At 60.7% G+C, this 16,060-nt stretch carries 21 protein-coding genes; 10 read left to right on the forward strand and 11 right to left on the reverse strand.

The window, feature by feature from the left end; translation table 11 throughout:
- Window positions 1-2 precede the first annotated feature (2 nt).
- Genes CAF74_RS04075 through CAF74_RS04085 form a run of 3 tightly spaced genes read right to left on the reverse strand, consistent with a single transcriptional unit; the run spans window position 3 to window position 1,115 of the window.
- Window positions 3-626 carry an SOS response-associated peptidase gene (locus CAF74_RS04075; RefSeq protein ID WP_085745370.1) on the reverse strand — a complete coding sequence of 208 codons (624 nt, stop codon included), beginning with the start codon at window positions 624-626 and terminating at the stop codon, window positions 3-5.
- Window positions 627-662: 36 nt separating this feature from the next.
- Window positions 663-923, reverse strand: coding sequence for a putative signal transducing protein (locus tag CAF74_RS04080; RefSeq protein WP_011335895.1), 261 nt, complete (start codon window positions 921-923; stop codon window positions 663-665).
- A gap of 9 nt (window positions 924-932) precedes the next feature.
- Window positions 933-1,115 (reverse strand): CPXCG motif-containing cysteine-rich protein, encoded by a 183-nt coding sequence (locus CAF74_RS04085; RefSeq protein ID WP_011335896.1) that lies wholly within the window; start codon window positions 1,113-1,115, stop codon window positions 933-935.
- Window positions 1,116-1,257: 142 nt separating this feature from the next.
- Between CAF74_RS04085 and CAF74_RS04090 the strand changes: the two genes are divergently transcribed.
- Window positions 1,258-2,421 carry a 1-acyl-sn-glycerol-3-phosphate acyltransferase gene (locus CAF74_RS04090; RefSeq protein ID WP_173892773.1) on the forward strand — a complete coding sequence of 388 codons (1,164 nt, stop codon included), beginning with the start codon at window positions 1,258-1,260 and terminating at the stop codon, window positions 2,419-2,421.
- A 49-nt stretch (window positions 2,422-2,470) separates the two neighbouring features.
- Here the strand turns inward: CAF74_RS04090 and CAF74_RS04095 are convergent, their stop codons facing one another.
- Window positions 2,471-2,749 carry a hypothetical protein gene (locus tag CAF74_RS04095; protein WP_085745372.1) on the reverse strand — a complete coding sequence of 93 codons (279 nt, stop codon included), beginning with the start codon at window positions 2,747-2,749 and terminating at the stop codon, window positions 2,471-2,473.
- 193 nt (window positions 2,750-2,942) lie between these two features.
- On the opposite strand from CAF74_RS04095, the gene CAF74_RS04100 reads away from it, so the two are divergent.
- Window positions 2,943-3,149, forward strand: a complete 207-nt coding sequence (locus tag CAF74_RS04100) for a hypothetical protein (protein WP_039766399.1) — start codon at window positions 2,943-2,945, stop codon at window positions 3,147-3,149.
- A 56-nt stretch (window positions 3,150-3,205) separates the two neighbouring features.
- Here the strand turns inward: CAF74_RS04100 and CAF74_RS04105 are convergent, their stop codons facing one another.
- Window positions 3,206-3,790 (reverse strand): YajG family lipoprotein, encoded by a 585-nt coding sequence (locus tag CAF74_RS04105; protein ID WP_007951676.1) that lies wholly within the window; start codon window positions 3,788-3,790, stop codon window positions 3,206-3,208.
- 190 nt (window positions 3,791-3,980) lie between these two features.
- On the opposite strand from CAF74_RS04105, the gene CAF74_RS04110 reads away from it, so the two are divergent.
- Window positions 3,981-4,214, forward strand: a complete 234-nt coding sequence (locus tag CAF74_RS04110) for a hypothetical protein (protein WP_039766297.1) — start codon at window positions 3,981-3,983, stop codon at window positions 4,212-4,214.
- Between the two features lie 700 nt (window positions 4,215-4,914).
- Window positions 4,915-6,423: a malate dehydrogenase (quinone) gene (gene mqo / locus CAF74_RS04115; protein WP_085745373.1), complete on the forward strand. Its 1,509-nt coding sequence runs from the start codon at window positions 4,915-4,917 to the stop codon at window positions 6,421-6,423.
- A gap of 75 nt (window positions 6,424-6,498) precedes the next feature.
- On the opposite strand, the gene CAF74_RS04120 is transcribed toward mqo, so the two are convergent.
- From CAF74_RS04120 to CAF74_RS04135, 4 genes are all read right to left on the reverse strand, one after another.
- Window positions 6,499-6,786 (reverse strand): PA4642 family protein, encoded by a 288-nt coding sequence (locus CAF74_RS04120; protein WP_007951679.1) that lies wholly within the window; start codon window positions 6,784-6,786, stop codon window positions 6,499-6,501.
- 63 nt (window positions 6,787-6,849) lie between these two features.
- Complete coding sequence (locus tag CAF74_RS04125) at window positions 6,850-7,329, reverse strand: hypothetical protein (RefSeq protein ID WP_085745374.1); 480 nt, start codon at window positions 7,327-7,329, stop codon at window positions 6,850-6,852.
- Between the two features lie 114 nt (window positions 7,330-7,443).
- Window positions 7,444-7,917 (reverse strand): WbuC family cupin fold metalloprotein, encoded by a 474-nt coding sequence (locus CAF74_RS04130; RefSeq protein WP_085745375.1) that lies wholly within the window; start codon window positions 7,915-7,917, stop codon window positions 7,444-7,446.
- A 3-nt stretch (window positions 7,918-7,920) separates the two neighbouring features.
- Entirely contained in the window at window positions 7,921-8,478 is a 558-nt protein-coding gene (locus CAF74_RS04135; RefSeq protein ID WP_007951681.1) for a hypoxanthine-guanine phosphoribosyltransferase, read from the reverse strand.
- Between the two features lie 165 nt (window positions 8,479-8,643).
- On the opposite strand from CAF74_RS04135, the gene upp reads away from it, so the two are divergent.
- Window positions 8,644-9,282 carry a uracil phosphoribosyltransferase gene (upp, locus tag CAF74_RS04140; protein WP_007951682.1) on the forward strand — a complete coding sequence of 213 codons (639 nt, stop codon included), beginning with the start codon at window positions 8,644-8,646 and terminating at the stop codon, window positions 9,280-9,282.
- 2 nt (window positions 9,283-9,284) lie between these two features.
- Entirely contained in the window at window positions 9,285-10,559 is a 1,275-nt protein-coding gene (locus CAF74_RS04145) for a uracil-xanthine permease family protein (RefSeq protein ID WP_007951684.1), read from the forward strand.
- Window positions 10,560-10,691: 132 nt separating this feature from the next.
- Here the strand turns inward: CAF74_RS04145 and hemH are convergent, their stop codons facing one another.
- Window positions 10,692-11,717, reverse strand: coding sequence for a ferrochelatase (hemH, locus tag CAF74_RS04150; protein WP_085745376.1), 1,026 nt, complete (start codon window positions 11,715-11,717; stop codon window positions 10,692-10,694).
- A gap of 13 nt (window positions 11,718-11,730) precedes the next feature.
- Window positions 11,731-12,633 carry a TIGR01777 family oxidoreductase gene (locus tag CAF74_RS04155; protein ID WP_085745377.1) on the reverse strand — a complete coding sequence of 301 codons (903 nt, stop codon included), beginning with the start codon at window positions 12,631-12,633 and terminating at the stop codon, window positions 11,731-11,733.
- A gap of 197 nt (window positions 12,634-12,830) precedes the next feature.
- Between CAF74_RS04155 and CAF74_RS04160 the strand changes: the two genes are divergently transcribed.
- From CAF74_RS04160 to CAF74_RS04175, 4 genes are all read left to right on the forward strand, one after another.
- Complete coding sequence (locus CAF74_RS04160) at window positions 12,831-13,817, forward strand: NAD(P)/FAD-dependent oxidoreductase (protein WP_085745378.1); 987 nt, start codon at window positions 12,831-12,833, stop codon at window positions 13,815-13,817.
- Entirely contained in the window at window positions 13,814-14,029 is a 216-nt protein-coding gene (locus CAF74_RS04165; protein ID WP_085745379.1) for a TIGR02450 family Trp-rich protein, read from the forward strand. The genes CAF74_RS04160 and CAF74_RS04165 overlap by 4 nt, the downstream gene beginning before the upstream one ends.
- A gap of 112 nt (window positions 14,030-14,141) precedes the next feature.
- Window positions 14,142-15,104 (forward strand): DUF523 and DUF1722 domain-containing protein, encoded by a 963-nt coding sequence (locus CAF74_RS04170; RefSeq protein ID WP_085745380.1) that lies wholly within the window; start codon window positions 14,142-14,144, stop codon window positions 15,102-15,104.
- Complete coding sequence (locus tag CAF74_RS04175; RefSeq protein ID WP_085745381.1) at window positions 15,104-16,045, forward strand: MerR family transcriptional regulator; 942 nt, start codon at window positions 15,104-15,106, stop codon at window positions 16,043-16,045. The genes CAF74_RS04170 and CAF74_RS04175 overlap by 1 nt, the downstream gene beginning before the upstream one ends.
- The last annotated feature ends 15 nt before the right edge of the window (window positions 16,046-16,060 follow it).

A 16,060-nucleotide genomic window follows, 5' to 3' on the forward strand; every position in this document is an offset into this window, starting at 1 on the left:
GATCAGGCTGGGGTCAGACACTCCGGCCCGTTGAGCTTCGGATCATTGACCAGATTCGCCAGCACCCGCTCGCGCAAGGCGGCGGGTTCACTGGCGAGCAGGCCTTGCAGAACATGCAACGGCGTTTCAGGATCAAGCCACGCCGCCTGCCCCGCCTCATCAAGAATCAACGGCCGGCGCTGACTGGCCGCCGACTGAGTGATCACCGCCGTGCTCAGCCACACCTGTTCCTGCACCGGATACGCTTCCCAGATCGCCGCAAAAAACAACGACGCCCCTTCCCCCGGCGTCAGCCAGTACGGCCGCTTGCGTACGTTGCCGCGCCATTCGTAAAAACCGTTGGCCGGCAGCAGGCAGCGGCGCAGGCGCAGGGCTTCGCGGAACATCGGCTGTTCGGCAACGGTTTCGGCCCTGGCATGGGCCGGGGTGCGCGACATGTCGGTCAGCCATGGCGGTGTCAGCCCCCAACGGGCACGGGCCAGCGTGCGCTGGCCGTCGGGTTCGGCGCGTAGCATCAACACCGAATCGTTGGGGGAAATGTTCCACTGCGCCTGCTGATCGGCGGGAAAACCTGGCAGGCTCGCGAAATCGCGGTTCCAGCGAAACAGGGCATAACGTCCACACATGGGGCAGCACGACTCACAAATAAAACGAACGCCAGCCTAACAGACCAGCGTCCCGGGATAGCTGTCCGGTTCATCGCCGGGCAGCGGCAGCGCGGCATTGTACGCACTGATCAGCTCGCGGGCGTATTCGGCCTGGTCGTTATCGACCGACAGGCCCAACAGTCCGAAGATCGGCAACTCCCCCGTGCCGCCCAGCAGATCGCGCCCGACCAGATGCGCCTCGATGCCCTCGCTGGCGAGCATGCCCTTGAGCATCTCGCCTTCCATCAGGTTTTCCGGCTCGTAGATTCGCTGCATGGCCGCGCCTCACTCGTTTTCGCTGAAGACTTCCAGAAACCAGTCCTCTCCATGGACCTGCAATACAAAGGTGATCGGCCGACAGCACACCTGACAGTCTTCAATATAGGTCTGGTCGCCAGCGGAGAGATCCACGGTCGTCTCGACCTCTTCACCACAATACGGACATTCATATACTGCGCTTTCCAGCATCGCGGTCTCCCGGGTGACTTGTGCGTATAATCGCCGGTCTATTTGCAGGGCTATTTTTGTCTGGCTACTTTTTCAGACCGTGCCCCGTTGGTTTTCGATCAAAACCTTTACTTACCCTAGCCGTTTCCAACAAGAGAGCATGATGGGCGAATTCGATGCCATCCGACCTTACGACGACAGCGAAGTACCTGCGGTACTGGCGCGACTGCTCGGCGACAAGGCGTTTCTAGATATCCTCACCCACTTCCGCTTCCCGCGTTTTGCCGGTGCCTTCGGCTGGATGCTCAAACCACTTATAGCCCATCGGCTGCGTCGTGAGTTTGCCGACGTGACCTCCGTGGCCACTTTGCAGGACAAGGTCGAGTTCTACGTCGACCACACCATCGAGCGCGCCACCGACGGCGTGACCTACACCGGTGTCGAGCAGTTCAAGTCCGGCAGCGCTTATCTGTTCATCGCCAACCACCGCGACATCGTGATGGACCCGGCCTTCGTCAACTACGCCGTGTACCACGCCGGCCTGCCGACCCCGCGCATCGCGATTGGCGACAACCTGCTGCAAAAGCCGTTCGTCAGCGACCTGATGCGCTTGAACAAGAGCTTCATCGTGCATCGCTCGATCACCGGGCGCCGCGAGAAAATGGCCGCTTACCAACTGCTGTCGGCCTACATCAACCACTCGATCCGCAATGACTGCGCCTCGATCTGGATCGCCCAGGCCGAAGGCCGCGCGAAGGACGGCGACGACCGTACCGAGTCGGCGATCCTCAAGATGTTCCACATGAGCCGCAAGGACGAGCCGTTCGGCGAAGTCATTCAGTCGCTGAACCTGAGCCCGGTGTCGATCAGCTACGAATACGACCCATGCGACCAGGCCAAGGCCCGCGAGCTGTACATCCGCGCCACCACCGGCACCTACAGCAAGGCGCCGGGCGAGGATGACGTGAGCATTGCCAAGGGCATCACCGGCTACAAGGGCCGGGTGCACGTGAACTTCGCCGCGCCGATCACCGAGCTGTTCGAGGACACCAAGCAATTGGCGGTCGAAATGGACAAGCAGATTCTCGGCGGCTACCGGTTGTTCCCGGTGCATTACCTGGCATACGCGCAGTGGGCTGATGCCGATCCGCAGTTGAACGTACCGAAGGCTGCCGAAGTGTTCGGTGCCGAGGAACTGGCCAAGGCCCAGGAAGAATGGCAAAGCCGTCTGGACGCTTGCCCGCAAGAGCATCGTCCGTATCTGGTGCTGCAATATGCGACGCCGGTGCGCAATCAGTACCGGGTCAAGGCTGGACTGCCGCTGTAAGCGGTGTCGGCTGGATACAAGAACGGCGCCTTCGGGCGCCGTTTTTCGTTCAGAAGCGGGTACTGATCCAGGACACCAGCAACGCCAGGCCCAGGCAGGCAAAACCGAAGCGGTAGAAGAAGCGGTTCATGCGCAGGGTCGCCCAATCGAGCACCGGCTCCTGGTCCGGCTGGTGCTGACGCTGGGCCGCGATACTGGCCATCGCCCGTTGTTCACGGCGACGGGTCGCGTGCAGCAACCAACTGCCGGGGAAGGCCAACAGCAGGGCCAGCAGGTTGATCAGTTTGGCGGGATGGGCGGTAAACAGCGTCATCAAGTGCAGCGACATCACAGACCTCAATCTAGACCGGTATGGCGAACGCCAGACCGACGACCGCGGCGCGGATTCTACCGAAACCCTCCCCCACTGCCCTAGCCTTTGCGACAAATAACCCGTCAATCGACCGATGGCTGTCCTGTGTCACGGCATCGTCATTTGTTTCAGTCACCCTGCGCGCCTCGAAACCGACACGGAACGCGACATGCTTCACGCTGAAAACCAGGATCGCCTGTACCTCATCTCCCCGTCCGACGAACAGCAGACCCTCGTCGGCAGCCTGGCCTTCAATGTTCAGGACCGTCACTGGCTGGTGTACTGCGCCCTCGGCGGGCACCAGCATGCGGATTTGCCCGAGACTGATTTGCTGACCGGCGTCAGCGTCCTCGACTTCTATTCGCAAGCTGCCTGAACGAAAAAAGCCCGGAGCCATCACTGGCCCCGGGCTTTTTCACAGCAACCGAATACTTACTCGGCGAGGACCTGACCCACGGTCGGATCCTTGAACAGACGGGTCAGCGCATCGCTCAGCACATCGCTGACCAGCTTGGTGTTGGTTTCCTGGTTCGGCGCCATGCCGAAACGCTGGTCCAGCGAGGCACCGTAACGGCCGCTGTAGCGACGGTTGGCGTTCTGCACGTCGGAGCGGAAGGTCGCACCGATGGTAGCTTCAGTCACGTACATGCCTTCCTTCGGCGACTGGTATTTCAGTTCGGCCAGGGTCACGGTCAGTTGCGGTGCATTGGGCGCGTTGTTGGTCGGGGTGAACCCGAGCAGACGCACGGCGGCTTCAGCCTGGGCCTGCAGCTTCGGCAGGATCTGCTCGCGCTGCACGGTGATGGCGCTGGTTTCCGGGTACAGGCCGCCACGGGTGCCGAGAGTTGGCGACGGACGACCGTCGACCACGCGGACCACGACAGGCTGACCATGGCCGACCGGTGCCAGCTGAGTGGTCAGCTTCGGTTCCGGGCTCAGTTGTTGCGGGCTGTGGGCGCAGCCAACCAGGGTCAAACTGGTCACAGTGATCAAACCGAACAACAGGCGTTGCAACATGCTCTTCTCTCCAGAATCAGGCACAGACAGGCCGGCAGTATAGCGGTGGGCCACTGTGGGTCACCAGCACTGAAATGTCAGACAAAACCCGCCGCCAGCGGTTCCTGTCACACATTCTTCACTCCCCATACACGTTCGCGTCACGGCCTTTTGACAATCTTGCTCACAGATCCCCAAAAGGAGCACTGCCATGCGCTATCTGATCTCGTTGTTCGCCCCACGCCCGCTGCACCGCAGCTTCGCCCTGCTCGACCGCAACGGCCATTGCCAGGCCTTCAAGCAATGCAGCCTGCAACCGATGGGTGACGGCTGGGTGGAAATCGAGGAAATCCGCCTCAACTGGCTGCACCAGCCACTGCCCGCCAGCGCCCGGGTCGAACAGCAGCGCCCACGCGCACGTGCTCAGGCGATGTTGAGCATCTGACCGGATGCCTAATAAAAGTCATTAAACTCGACCAACTCCCCGCATTTCTTCGATACAATCTCCCCCCGATTATAAGGACGTCTCCTGATCGGGCCCCGCAACAGCGTCAATGCGCTTGCATTGGCATCCAAATCGCCCACAGAGAGCCGCCCACACAGATCGAGTGAAGCTGGCGTGCTTGCTGTTTCCCTGGCAAATCCCGCTTTTCGCGAATCTGCAGAGCTGTCATGACGCTCGGCCACTGAGTTGTTTGCCCCTTCGGGCACGGTGCCAGCCCCGGACAGCCCTTTTTGAGGTTCACGTCTTCAAAAGAGCGTGAAAAAAACGGGTTTTCACAACTTCACAAGAGTGTGGCGAGCAAATGAATAGTTTTGCGTCTGAACATGCACCATTAGCGTCTGAAACAGCCCAACGACACAGGAACGGGAACGCCTCGAATACCGGAGCCTGAAGCCTGTCCGCTACGGATTTGGTTGCACAAACGGATGTCTCGACCATAAGTCGAATTGCCAGCCCCGTGCCGAAATGAGTTCATAGGACTCTTGAAGCCAGGCCGCACGCATCCGTCGAAGTTGCGAAAAATTGCGAAGATTCGGACATGGCACACCTGACCAAGGATACCCGGGGCTCAACTGACCTGCCCTGGACGCCTGGCAGCCATGCCGACAATTTGGTGCTGCAGATTTTGGAGACGCGTTAAATGGCGCATAACGAAGCAGTCGACGTAGTTCTGGTTGGGGCCGGCATCATGAGTGCCACCCTCGCAGTACTGCTCAAAGAGCTCGACCCGGCGATCAAGCTGGAAGTCGTCGAGCTGATGGATTCCGGTGCCGCGGAGAGTTCCAACCCCTGGAACAACGCCGGTACCGGCCACGCCGGCCTGTGCGAGCTGAACTACACGCCACAGGCTGCCGACGGCACCGTCGACATCAAGAAAGCCGTGCACATCAACACCCAGTTCGAGGTGTCGAAGCAGTTCTGGTCGTACCTGACCAAGAAAGGCACGTTCGGCTCGTGCAAATCCTTCATCAGCCCGGTTCCGCACCTGAGTTACGTCGAGGGTGAGAAAGGCGTGTCGTTCCTCAAGGAACGTTTCAATACGCTGCGCAAGCACCACGCCTTCGCCGACATGGAATACACCGAAGACAAGGCGAAGATGGCCGAGTGGATGCCGCTGATGATGCCGGGTCGTCCAAAAGACCAGGTGCTCGCCGCCACCCGCGTGATCAACGGCACCGACGTCAACTTCGGCGCCCTGACCAATCAGCTGCTCAAGCACCTGACCAGCGCACCCGATGCCCAGGTCAAGTACTGCAAGCGCGTGACCGGTCTCAAGCGCAACGCTAACGGCTGGACCGTCAGCATCAAGGACGTCAACAGCGGCAGCAGCCGTGAAGTCGACGCCAAATTCGTATTCCTCGGCGCCGGTGGCGCGGCCCTGCCGCTGCTGCAAGCTTCGGGCATCGAAGAAAGCAAAGGCTTCGGCGGCTTCCCGATCAGCGGCCAGTGGCTGCGTTGCGACAACCCGGAAGTGGTCAAGCATCACCAGGCCAAGGTTTACAGCCAGGCCGCCGTCGGTTCTCCACCGATGTCCGTGCCGCACCTGGACACCCGCGTGGTCGACGGCAAGAAATCCCTGCTGTTCGGGCCATACGCCGGCTTCACCACCAAGTTCCTCAAGCATGGCTCCTTCATGGACCTGCCGCTGTCGGTTCGCGCCGGCAACATCGGGCCGATGCTGGCCGTGGCGAAAAACAACATGGACCTGACCAAGTACCTGGTCAGCGAAGTGATGCAGTCGATGGAACAGCGCCTGGAATCCCTGCGCCGTTTCTACCCCGAGGCGAAAGCCGAAGACTGGCGCCTCGAAGTGGCCGGCCAACGGGTGCAGATCATCAAGAAAGACCCGAAAAAAGGCGGCATCCTGCAGTTCGGTACCGAACTGGTGGCTGCGAAGGACGGCTCCCTCGCCGCCCTGCTCGGCGCTTCGCCGGGTGCTTCGGTGACCGTTTCGATCATGCTGGAACTGATCGAGAAGTGCTTCCCGGCCAAGGCCAAGGGTGAGTGGGCTGCCAAACTGGCGGAAATCTTCCCGGCCCGTGAAAAGGTCCTGGAAACCGACGCTGCGCTGTATCGCAAGATCAACACGCAGAACAACGTCGCGCTGGAACTGGTTGAAGCCAGCAACGAGACCGAAAGCTACGCCTGATTCGTCTCCATGAAAAACGCCCCGCACTCGGTGAGTGCGGGGCGTATTTTTATGCCTGTGGAAAACTTCGGGCGATCAGCCGCGTGCTTTCTCGATCAGCTCGATGTATTCCGGGGCGTTGCGCTGATCGCGGATCTGGTCGACGAAGGTCTTGCCGTGCTCGTCCTTGCCGTCCACGTCATAACCGGCTGCAACGAAGAACGTCAGAAAACGCTCGAAATCGTCGATGCGCAGGCCACGGTAAGCCTTGACCAGTTTGTGCAGCGACGGCGAGGTGGCGTCGACCGGCTCAAAATCGAGGAACAGCTTGATCTGCTCATCGCCGATCTCGTCACCAATCACTTGCTTCTTATCTTTACGCATTGCCGACTCCAGCTCGCAGACATTTCACGGGGCGGGCAGTTTACCTCTGCGCAGGCACAAGGCTCAACGCGAGCGCGTGCTGCCGGTGTGCAAATCGGCCCAGATGTGGCCATTGGCATAGGTCAGGAACTGGCAATACACGGTGTCGTTGCGCAACAGATCGATCACCACCCGGTACTGGGCCAGCGGGTAGAAGAGCGTCAGGGTCTTGCTCTTGTCGTCATAAATCGGTTTTTTCAGGCTTTTGCTTTCGCCATCGAAGTTGACCAGCACCTGATTGATCGTCGCGCCCTTGTTCAGGGATTTGCCCTTGAGGCGGATCATCAATGGCGAGGTCACGGGAATCGGCTGTTGGTTGGACTGGCGCTGGGCCCCCACGACCACGGAATAATCGGTGACCTGCAACAGTTGCTGCTGCTCGGGTTCGGCATCGCGCAGGGTCAGGTCGTCCGGCGGCAGGAATTGACTGTGCATCGGGGCGGCGGCCAGGGGCAGGCTGAGGGTCAGCAACAGGGCGGCGCAGCTGCGGATCAAGAGGCTCATGACAGGCTCCGGGGGGCGGGGCCGAGCACTCTAGCACGGGTTTTACAGGGTTCTGTAAAGCAAAAGGCGCAAGCTTCACCTACGGACGCTTGCGCCTTTTCATTGCGGATTCGCTCAGTCGAATTGCGCGCGCATCCAGGCCTGATACTCCGCAACCCCGGCCTCGCCTTCGCGTGGGGCCCAGTGCGCAAGCTCGCCCTCTCCAACCGGACGATAGGGCCCAGCCTTGCACTCGAACATCAGACTGTCGGCTTCCAGAACGACCAGACCGTGGAATACCCCGACTGGCAGATCCACCCCAAGGCACTCGCCACCGGCCTGCAATACCTGCTTTTTCACCACCGCACCGGTTTCGTCAAAGATCAGCAAACCGAGCTTTCCTTTGAGTACCAGCAAGGTTTCCGCCTTGTTGTCACCCAAATGACGGTGTGGCGGAATGTAGGTGCAAGGTTGCAGCCCTACCGCCATGCGGTGGCAGGCCTCCTCCATCTGATGGAAGTTGTGGTGCTGACGCCCGCGAGGACTGGCCGCGGCTTTCTCGGCCAACTCGGCAAACAGCGTTTGATCAAGAAAGCCCGGCGTGTTCATTGATTACATTCCCTTGACGGCAAAAATTCCGTTGGCGTTGCGCCAGTAACCTTTGTAGTCCATGCCGTAGCCGAAGATGTAACGGTCGATGCACGGCAGACCGACGAAGTCGGCTTTGAGGTCAGGACGAGCCTTGCGGTCGTGGTCCTTGTCGATCAGCACAGCGGTGTGCACTTTACGTGCGCCGGCGTGACGGCAGAAGTCGATGATCGCGCCCAGGGTGTGACCTTCGTCGAGGATGTCGTCGATGATCAGCACGTCGCGGTCGATGAACGAGACTTCCGGCTTGGCTTTCCAGAACAGGTCGCCGCCGCTGGTTTCGTTGCGATAGCGGGTGGCGTGCAGGTAGGACGCTTCCAGCGGGAACTGCAGATGGGTCAGCAGTTTGCCGGAGAAGATCAGGCCGCCGTTCATCACGCAGAACACCACCGGGTTGCTGTCGGCCAGTTGTTCGTTGATTTGTGCACCGACGCGGGCAATGGCAGCCTCGACTTCAGCTTCGGTGTACAGGCAGTCAGCCTCTCGCATGATTTGACGGATATGCTCGAGATCAGCGGACATGGCGCTCTCCAGGGGGGACGGATTTCGGAAAAGCGGGCAAAGGTACGCATCAACCGGGGCCGAATCAAGCATTTGTGGACTAACGTACTGTATGTCCTATAGGACATCACCCTCGGATAGATTAATCTAGGCCGGTTTTTTTGCCCGCCGCCGGAGCCTTTCCCCATGTCCATCCAAGAGATCCGCCATCCGCTGATCCGTCACAAACTTGGCCTTATGCGCCGTGCAGACATCAGCACCAAGAATTTCCGCGAACTCGCGCAGGAAGTCGGTGCCCTGTTGACCTATGAAGCTACAAAAGACCTGCCACTGGAAACCTACGACATCGAAGGTTGGTGCGGCACCGTGTCGGTCGAGAAAATCGCCGGCAAGAAGATTACCGTCGTGCCGATCCTGCGTGCCGGCATCGGCATGCTCGAAGGCGTGCTGAGCCTGATCCCGGGTGCCAAGGTCAGCGCTGTCGGCGTTGCCCGTAACGAAGAAACCCTGCAGGCCCACACCTATCTGGAAAAACTGGTTCCGGAAATCGATGAACGCCTGGCCATGATCATCGACCCGATGCTCGCCACCGGCAGCTCCATGGTTGCGACCATCGACCTGCTGAAGAAGGCCGGTTGCAAGGACATCCGCGCGATGGTGCTGGTTGCCGCGCCGGAAGGCATTGCCGCTGTCGAGAAAGCTCACCCGGACGTGATCATCTACACCGCGTCCATCGATCAGAAACTCAACGAGCACGGTTACATCATTCCTGGGCTTGGCGATGCCGGTGACAAGATCTTCGGCACCAAGCAGAAGGACGCGTAAGCATGCAGCAAGAGTTCAACGATCCGCTCTGGCGCACGGTACTGTCCGGCGCACAGATGCTGTTCGTGGCTTTCGGCGCCCTGGTGCTGATGCCACTGATCACGGGCCTGGACCCGAACGTGGCACTGTTTACCGCAGGTCTTGGGACAATTCTGTTCCAGATCGTCACCGGGCGTCAGGTGCCGGTGTTCCTGGCGTCGAGCTTCGCCTTCATCACCCCGATCATTCTCGCCAAGGGCCAGTTCGGCCTCGCCGCGACCATGGGCGGCGTGATGGCGGCCGGTTTCGTCTACACCTTCCTCGGCCTGGCCGTGAAGATCAAAGGCACCGGGTTCATTGACCGTCTGCTGCCGCCAGTCGTAATTGGCCCGGTGATCATCTCTATTGGCCTGGCCATGGCGCCGATTGCCGCAAACATGGCGATGGGCAAGGCCGGTGACGGTTCCGAGCTGATCCATTACCAGACCGCGATGATGATTTCGATGCCGGCACTGCTGACCACGTTGATCGTGGCGGTGTTCGGCAAAGGCATCTTCCGTCTGGTGCCGATCATTTCCGGCGTGCTCGTGGGTTTTGCCATGTCCTTCTATTTCGGTGTCGTCGACACCGCGAAGATTGCGGCGGCCCCATGGTTTGCACTTCCTCATTTCACCGCGCCGGAGTTCAACTGGCAGGCGATTCTGTTCATCGTCCCGGTGGCGCTGGCCCCGGCCATCGAGCACATCGGCGGCGTGATTGCAGTCGGTAGCGTGACCGGTCGTGACTACCTGAAAAAGCCTGGCCTGCATCGCACCCTGCTCGGTGATGGCATCGCCACCACCGCAGCCGGCCTGTTCGGCGGCCCGCCCAACACCACCTACGCGGAAGTGACTGGCGCGGTGATGTTGACCAAGAACTACAACCCGAAAATCATGACCTGGGCGGCGATCTTCGCGATCACCCTGGCGTTCATCGGCAAGTTCGGCGCCCTGCTGCAAAGTATTCCGGTGCCGGTGATGGGCGGGATTCTGTGCCTGTTGTTCGGTTCGATCGCGGCGGTGGGGATGAACACCCTGATCCGTCACAAGATCGACCTGGGCGAGGCGCGCAACCTGGTGATCGTGTCGGTGACCCTGGTGTTCGGGATTGGCGGTGTGCTGGTCGGCACCGGCACCGGCCCGGACGACTTCGGCCTCAAAGGCATCGCGCTGTGCGCGGTGGTGGCGATTGCGCTGAACCTGATCCTGCCGGGCAATGACAGCTGGAAGCACAAGAAGGCGGATGAGCCGCTGATCTAAGCCTTGGCTTCAAGATCGTTCCCACGCGGATCACCCCACACTGATCGTTCCCACGCTCTGCGTGGGAATGCCTCTGGGGACGCTCCGCGTCCAGTGACGCGGAGCGTGGGAACGATCAATCATCGACGATCATCAAAGGGCCAGTGGCGCCCGTTCACACAGCGTTGCCAACGCCTTCGCCCATTGCGGGTCGTCATTCAGGCACGGCACCAGCACCAACTCCTCTCCCCCCGCTTCGCAGAACTGTTCCTTGCCGCGATCGCCGATCTCTTCCAGGGTCTCGATGCAATCGGCAACAAACGCCGGGCACATCACCAGAATCTTCTTCACGCCGTTTTTGGCCAGCTCATCCAGCCGCGCTTCGGTGTAGGGTTCGATCCACTTCGCCCGGCCCAGCCGCGACTGAAACGACACCGACCACTTGCCGTCCGGTAGCCCCATGCGCTCAGCGAACAGCGCCGCTGTGCGCAGGCATTGGGCGCGATAACAGGTGGCCATTACGGCCGCCGAGGCGTTCTTGCAGCAATCTTCATTTTTGAAGCAATGATTGCCGGTCGGGTCGAGCTTGGTCAGATGCCGTTCCGGCAAACCGTGGAAGCTCAGCAACAGGTGATCGTAATCCTGCTGCAAGTGCGGCTTGGCGCTCGCCACCAACGCGTCGAGGTATTCCGGCTGATCGTAGAATGGCTGCAACACCGACAGCTGCACATTGAGCTTCTTCTCACGCACCACCCGCTTGGCTTCTTCAATCACGGTGGTCGTGGTGCTGTCGGCGAACTGCGGATAAAGCGGCGCGAGGGTGATGCGTTTGTGCCCCGCCGCGACCAGCTTCATCAAACTTGTCTCAATCGACGGCTCGCCGTAACGCATGGCCAGCTCAACCGGGCCGTGAGTCCACTGCGCCTTCATCTGCTGCTGCAGACGGCGACTGAGCACCACCAGCGGCGAACCTTCGTCCCACCAGATCGAGGCGTAGGCATGGGCCGACTGCTCCGGGCGCTTGATCAGGATCAGCGACACCAGCAGACGCCGCACCGGCCACGGCAGGTCGATCACGTACGGGTCCATCAGGAATTGATTGAGGTAGCTGCGCACGTCGGCCACCGAAGTGGAGGCCGGCGACCCCAGGTTGACCAGAAGCAAGGCGTGATCGGTCATGCAACGTCCTATTTCAGAGGCGGCCGGAAAGATCGTCCAGGGCCGCGCGTAAATCCGTGAACCGGAAAGTGAATCCCGCTTCCAGCAAGCGTTTCGGCGTGGCCCGTTGGCCACCCAGCAATAGCAATGACATCTCGCCGAGCCCGACCTTCAACGCGAGGGCCGGCATCGGCATGAACGCCGGGCGGTGCAGCACGCTGCCCAGCGTCTTGGCGAATTCGCGATTGCGCACAGGTTTCGGCGCGCACGCATTATAAGGACCGCTCGCCTGATTGCGGTGCAGAAGAAAATCAATCAGGGCGATTTGGTCATCGATATGAATCCACGGCATCCACTGCCGACCGTTGCCCAAAGGCCCGCCCAGCCCGAGCTTGAACGGCAGCAGCAGGCGCGACAAAAAGCCGCCCTCGGCCGACAGCACCAGCCCGGTGCGCACCAGCACCACACGAATATCCATCGCTTCGGCGCGTTGCGCGGTTTCCTCCCAGGCGATGCACAACTGGCTGGCGAAATCGTCGATCACCGGCGGCGAGTCTTCGGTCAACTCGCGCTCGCCGCCGTCACCGTACCAACCCACGGCCGAACCCGAGATCAGCAGCGACGGTTTCTGCCCGCGTTTTTCCAGCCACGCCAGCAATGACTCGGTCAGCGTGATCCGGCTGCTCCACAACAATGCCTTTCGCCGATGGGTCCACGGCCGGTCGGCAATCGGCGCGCCGGCGAGGTTGACGATCACGTCGACCGGCTCGTCGCCAAGTTCTTCCAGACGCGCAATACCACGCACCTGGTCGCCACAGATTTTCGCGACTTTTTCCGGACGACGACTCCAGACCGTCAGGCGATGACCCTGCCCGGACCAGTGCCGGCAAAGCTGACGTCCGATCAATCCAGTACCGCCGGTCAGCAATATGTGCATGACTTCTACCTCGCGTGGCGTTTTACCCCGATCACTAGTCTATTTTTATAAACAGGGATCTTTTCTATCGGGCAGGCTCTATTGTTTAACCATAGGCCAAGCTGTCAGAACCAGAACGCTGGAAGTTATACCAAAAAACAGAATTGTACAGGTTTCATCCACGGCGTAGTCTGTACAGAAAGGTAAACGAGGCCCCTATGACTGTACCTATCGCAATCATTGGCACCGGCATCGCCGGACTCTCCGCCGCCCAGGCCCTGACGGATGCCGGGCATACCGTTCAGTTGTTCGATAAAAGCCGCGGCAGCGGCGGGCGCATGTCGAGCAAGCGCAGCGACGCCGGCTCGCTGGACATGGGCGCGCAATACTTCACCGCCCGTGACAGGCGCTTCGTGACCGAAGTCCAGCGCTGGCAAAGCAAAGGCTGGGTCGCCGAATGGGCACCGCAGCTCTACACCTTTCATGGCGGGCAATTGAACCTGTCGCCGGACGAACAGACCCGCTGGGTCGGCACGCCGCGCATGAGCGCCATCACCCGAGGCCTGCTCGACGGACTGGAAGTGCAGTTCGCCTGCCGGATCACCGAGGTCTATCGCGGTGAAGAACACTGGCACCTGCAGGACGCCGAAGGCTTCACCCACGGGCCGTTCAGCCACGTCGTGATCGCCACGCCGGCGCCTCAGGCCACCGCCCTGCTGGCCGCCGCGCCGAAACTCGCCGGTGCCGCCGCCGGGGTAAAAATGGATCCGACCTGGGCGGTCGCCCTCGCCTTCGACACGCCGCTGGATACGCCGATCGAAGGCTGCTTCGTCCAGGACAGCGCCCTCGACTGGCTGGCCCGCAACCGCAGCAAACCGGGACGCGACACCACGTGCGACACCTGGGTCCTGCACGCCACCAGTGCCTGGAGCCGGCAGCACATCGACTTGCCCAAGGAAGCGGTGATCGAACAATTGCACGGCGCCTTCGCCGAATTGCTGCACAGCGCCATGCCGGCCCCGACCTTCAGCCTCGCCCACCGCTGGCTCTATGCCCGGCCGGCCAGCAGTCATGAATGGGGCACCCTGGCCGATGCCGATCTGGGCCTGTACGCCTGTGGCGACTGGTGCCTGTCGGGTCGGGTCGAAGGGGCGTGGCTCAGTGGTCAGGAGGCTGCAAGACGCTTGCACGAACACCTGCAGTGAACCGTATCAATCCGCGCAAATTGCTGCTGTCGAAATGGACAGCAGCCCACCCGCAAAACCGTGAAAAGCATTTTCTGGTGACCGAACTGTTCCGCGACGAAGAAGGTACGGTGCTGGCGATCGAATTGCAGGCGGTGCTGACCCGGCGTACCGAGCAATGCGACTGGCAGGTCCTGCAGGATGACTCACGCTGGAAAATGGGCTGGCGCTAAAAACCTCAAAAAAACTTATACAAACAATTTGACTTGTACACCCATGAATCTATGCTGAAGGCATGTTGTACAGATCAGTTTGTCTGTACAGGTTTAGATTCGAGGTTGCTGCATGTCCGACTCATCGACGTCCCTACCGAAAATCGCCATCAGCGCCTGCCTGATGGGCGCCGAGGTCCGCTACAACGGCGGACACAAGGAATCGCGGCTGTGCAGCCGCACCCTGGCCGAGCATTTTGAATTCGTTCCCGTCTGTCCTGAAGTAGCGATCGGTCTGGGAATTCCCCGCGAGCCGATTCGACTTGTGGGCGACCCGGCCAAGCCTGAAGCGGTCGGCACCGTCAATCCGTCGATTAACGTCACCCAGCCACTGGCCGCTTACGGCGAGAAAATGGCGGGGGAACTCAGTGACATCTGCGGCTACATCTTCATGCAGCAATCGCCCTCCTGCGGTCTGGAGCGCGTGAAGGTCTACCACGCCAACGGTGCACCGGTGAATGGTGGCGGGCGTGGCATTTACGCCGAGGCGTTCTGTGCGCAGCATCCGGATCTGCCGGTGGAGGAAGCCGGGCGCCTGAACGATCCGGTGCTGCGGGAAAACTTCATCACCCGCGTGCTCGCCTACCGCGAATGGCAGCAGGTGCTCGAGCAGGGCTTGAGCCGCCGTGCACTGACCGAATTTCACTCGCGCTACAAATACCTGCTGATGGCCCACAACCCGGTGCAATACAAGACGCTGGGCAATCTGCTGGGCAACATGGGCCAGACAGCGCCGGACGAGCTCGGCCCGCGCTATTTCAGTGAACTGATGGCGGCGCTGAAAAAATGCGCCACCCGCCGCACCCACAGTAATGTCCTGCAGCACATCAGTGGCTACCTGAAACAGGTCATCACCCCCGAAGACAAACAGGAAGTGCAACACATCATCGGCCAGTACCGGCACGGCATCGTGCCGCTGGTGGTGCCGCTGACGCTGCTCAAGCATCACTTTCGCCTCCACCCGGATCCCTACATCGCGCAGCAGGTGTACCTGCAACCGCATCCGGAAAACCTCAGCCTGCGAAACGCCATTTGATGAACGACTCACCCGACACCAGCGCCCGTGAAGACCTCGGCGCCGACTTCAAGAAAGCCCTCGACGAAGGCTGGCTGCCGATCCGCGAAGTCGCGCGCCAGACCGGCGTGAATGCCGTGACCCTGCGCGCCTGGGAAAGACGCTACGGGCTGATCGTTCCGCAGCGCACACCCAAGGGTCATCGTCTGTACAGCGCCGAGCATGTGCAGCGCATCCAGAACATCCTCACCTGGCTCAACCGCGGCGTGGCGGTCAGCCAGGTCAAACCGCTGCTCGACACGGCACAGGCGTTAAACGAACCGGTGGAAGACGAATGGCGTCCGCTGCGCCAGGCTGCTTTGCTGGCGGTCACTCACCTGAACGAGCGCAGCCTCGACGACAGCATCAACCAGGCGATGGCGTTGTATCCGCCACGCACACTCTGCGAGCAATTGCTGCTGCCGCTGCTGAGCGATCTCGAACAGCGCTGGCAGGGCCAGTTCGGCGCGCAGATGGAGCGCGTGTTCTTTTTTGCCTGGTTACGCAGCAAATTCGGCGCACGCATCTACCATAACAACCGTCAGTTGCGCACCGCGCCGCTGCTGCTGATCAATCACTCGGATTTACCGCTGGAGCCGCACCTTTGGCTCTGCGCCTGGCTGATCAGCAGCGCCGATTGCCCGGTGCAGGTGTTCGACTGGCCGCTGCCGGCCGGAGAGCTGGCACTGGCAACCGATACCCTGCAAGCCCGTGGCGTACTGCTGTATTCCAGCAAAGCCCTGAACCTTGCGCAGCTACCGAAACTGTTGAATGGCGTCAGCTGCCCGAAACTGATTGCCGGACCCACGGTGTGCATTCACCACGCCGAGTTGTCCGCAAAGACTTCCGATTTCGCTGATCTGCTCCTGGCCGAAGACCCTCTTTCGGCGCATCGGGTGCTCATTCAGCGTGGATTGATTTAATGATTCAGACAGAGA

Source organism: Pseudomonas sp. R45(2017) (assembly GCF_002112305.1).
Taxonomy (GTDB): domain Bacteria; phylum Pseudomonadota; class Gammaproteobacteria; order Pseudomonadales; family Pseudomonadaceae; genus Aquipseudomonas; species Aquipseudomonas paraglycinae.

What these genes read in the sequence shown, in the direction of transcription:
- CAF74_RS04075 (WP_085745370.1), bottom strand. Translation starts at nt 626, where the DNA reads ATGTGTGGACGTTATGCCCTGTTTCGCTGGAACCGCGATTTCGCGAGC.
- CAF74_RS04080 (WP_011335895.1), bottom strand. Translation starts at nt 923, where the DNA reads ATGCAGCGAATCTACGAGCCGGAAAACCTGATGGAAGGCGAGATGCTC.
- CAF74_RS04085 (WP_011335896.1), bottom strand. Translation starts at nt 1,115, where the DNA reads ATGCTGGAAAGCGCAGTATATGAATGTCCGTATTGTGGTGAAGAGGTC.
- CAF74_RS04090 (WP_173892773.1), top strand. Translation starts at nt 1,258, where the DNA reads ATGGGCGAATTCGATGCCATCCGACCTTACGACGACAGCGAAGTACCT.
- CAF74_RS04095 (WP_085745372.1), bottom strand. Translation starts at nt 2,749, where the DNA reads ATGTCGCTGCACTTGATGACGCTGTTTACCGCCCATCCCGCCAAACTG.
- CAF74_RS04100 (WP_039766399.1), top strand. Translation starts at nt 2,943, where the DNA reads ATGCTTCACGCTGAAAACCAGGATCGCCTGTACCTCATCTCCCCGTCC.
- CAF74_RS04105 (WP_007951676.1), bottom strand. Translation starts at nt 3,790, where the DNA reads ATGTTGCAACGCCTGTTGTTCGGTTTGATCACTGTGACCAGTTTGACC.
- CAF74_RS04110 (WP_039766297.1), top strand. Translation starts at nt 3,981, where the DNA reads ATGCGCTATCTGATCTCGTTGTTCGCCCCACGCCCGCTGCACCGCAGC.
- mqo (WP_085745373.1), top strand. Translation starts at nt 4,915, where the DNA reads ATGGCGCATAACGAAGCAGTCGACGTAGTTCTGGTTGGGGCCGGCATC.
- CAF74_RS04120 (WP_007951679.1), bottom strand. Translation starts at nt 6,786, where the DNA reads ATGCGTAAAGATAAGAAGCAAGTGATTGGTGACGAGATCGGCGATGAG.
- CAF74_RS04125 (WP_085745374.1), bottom strand. Translation starts at nt 7,329, where the DNA reads ATGAGCCTCTTGATCCGCAGCTGCGCCGCCCTGTTGCTGACCCTCAGC.
- CAF74_RS04130 (WP_085745375.1), bottom strand. Translation starts at nt 7,917, where the DNA reads ATGAACACGCCGGGCTTTCTTGATCAAACGCTGTTTGCCGAGTTGGCC.
- CAF74_RS04135 (WP_007951681.1), bottom strand. Translation starts at nt 8,478, where the DNA reads ATGTCCGCTGATCTCGAGCATATCCGTCAAATCATGCGAGAGGCTGAC.
- upp (WP_007951682.1), top strand. Translation starts at nt 8,644, where the DNA reads ATGTCCATCCAAGAGATCCGCCATCCGCTGATCCGTCACAAACTTGGC.
- CAF74_RS04145 (WP_007951684.1), top strand. Translation starts at nt 9,285, where the DNA reads ATGCAGCAAGAGTTCAACGATCCGCTCTGGCGCACGGTACTGTCCGGC.
- hemH (WP_085745376.1), bottom strand. Translation starts at nt 11,717, where the DNA reads ATGACCGATCACGCCTTGCTTCTGGTCAACCTGGGGTCGCCGGCCTCC.
- CAF74_RS04155 (WP_085745377.1), bottom strand. Translation starts at nt 12,633, where the DNA reads ATGCACATATTGCTGACCGGCGGTACTGGATTGATCGGACGTCAGCTT.
- CAF74_RS04160 (WP_085745378.1), top strand. Translation starts at nt 12,831, where the DNA reads ATGACTGTACCTATCGCAATCATTGGCACCGGCATCGCCGGACTCTCC.
- CAF74_RS04170 (WP_085745380.1), top strand. Translation starts at nt 14,142, where the DNA reads ATGTCCGACTCATCGACGTCCCTACCGAAAATCGCCATCAGCGCCTGC.
- CAF74_RS04175 (WP_085745381.1), top strand. Translation starts at nt 15,104, where the DNA reads ATGAACGACTCACCCGACACCAGCGCCCGTGAAGACCTCGGCGCCGAC.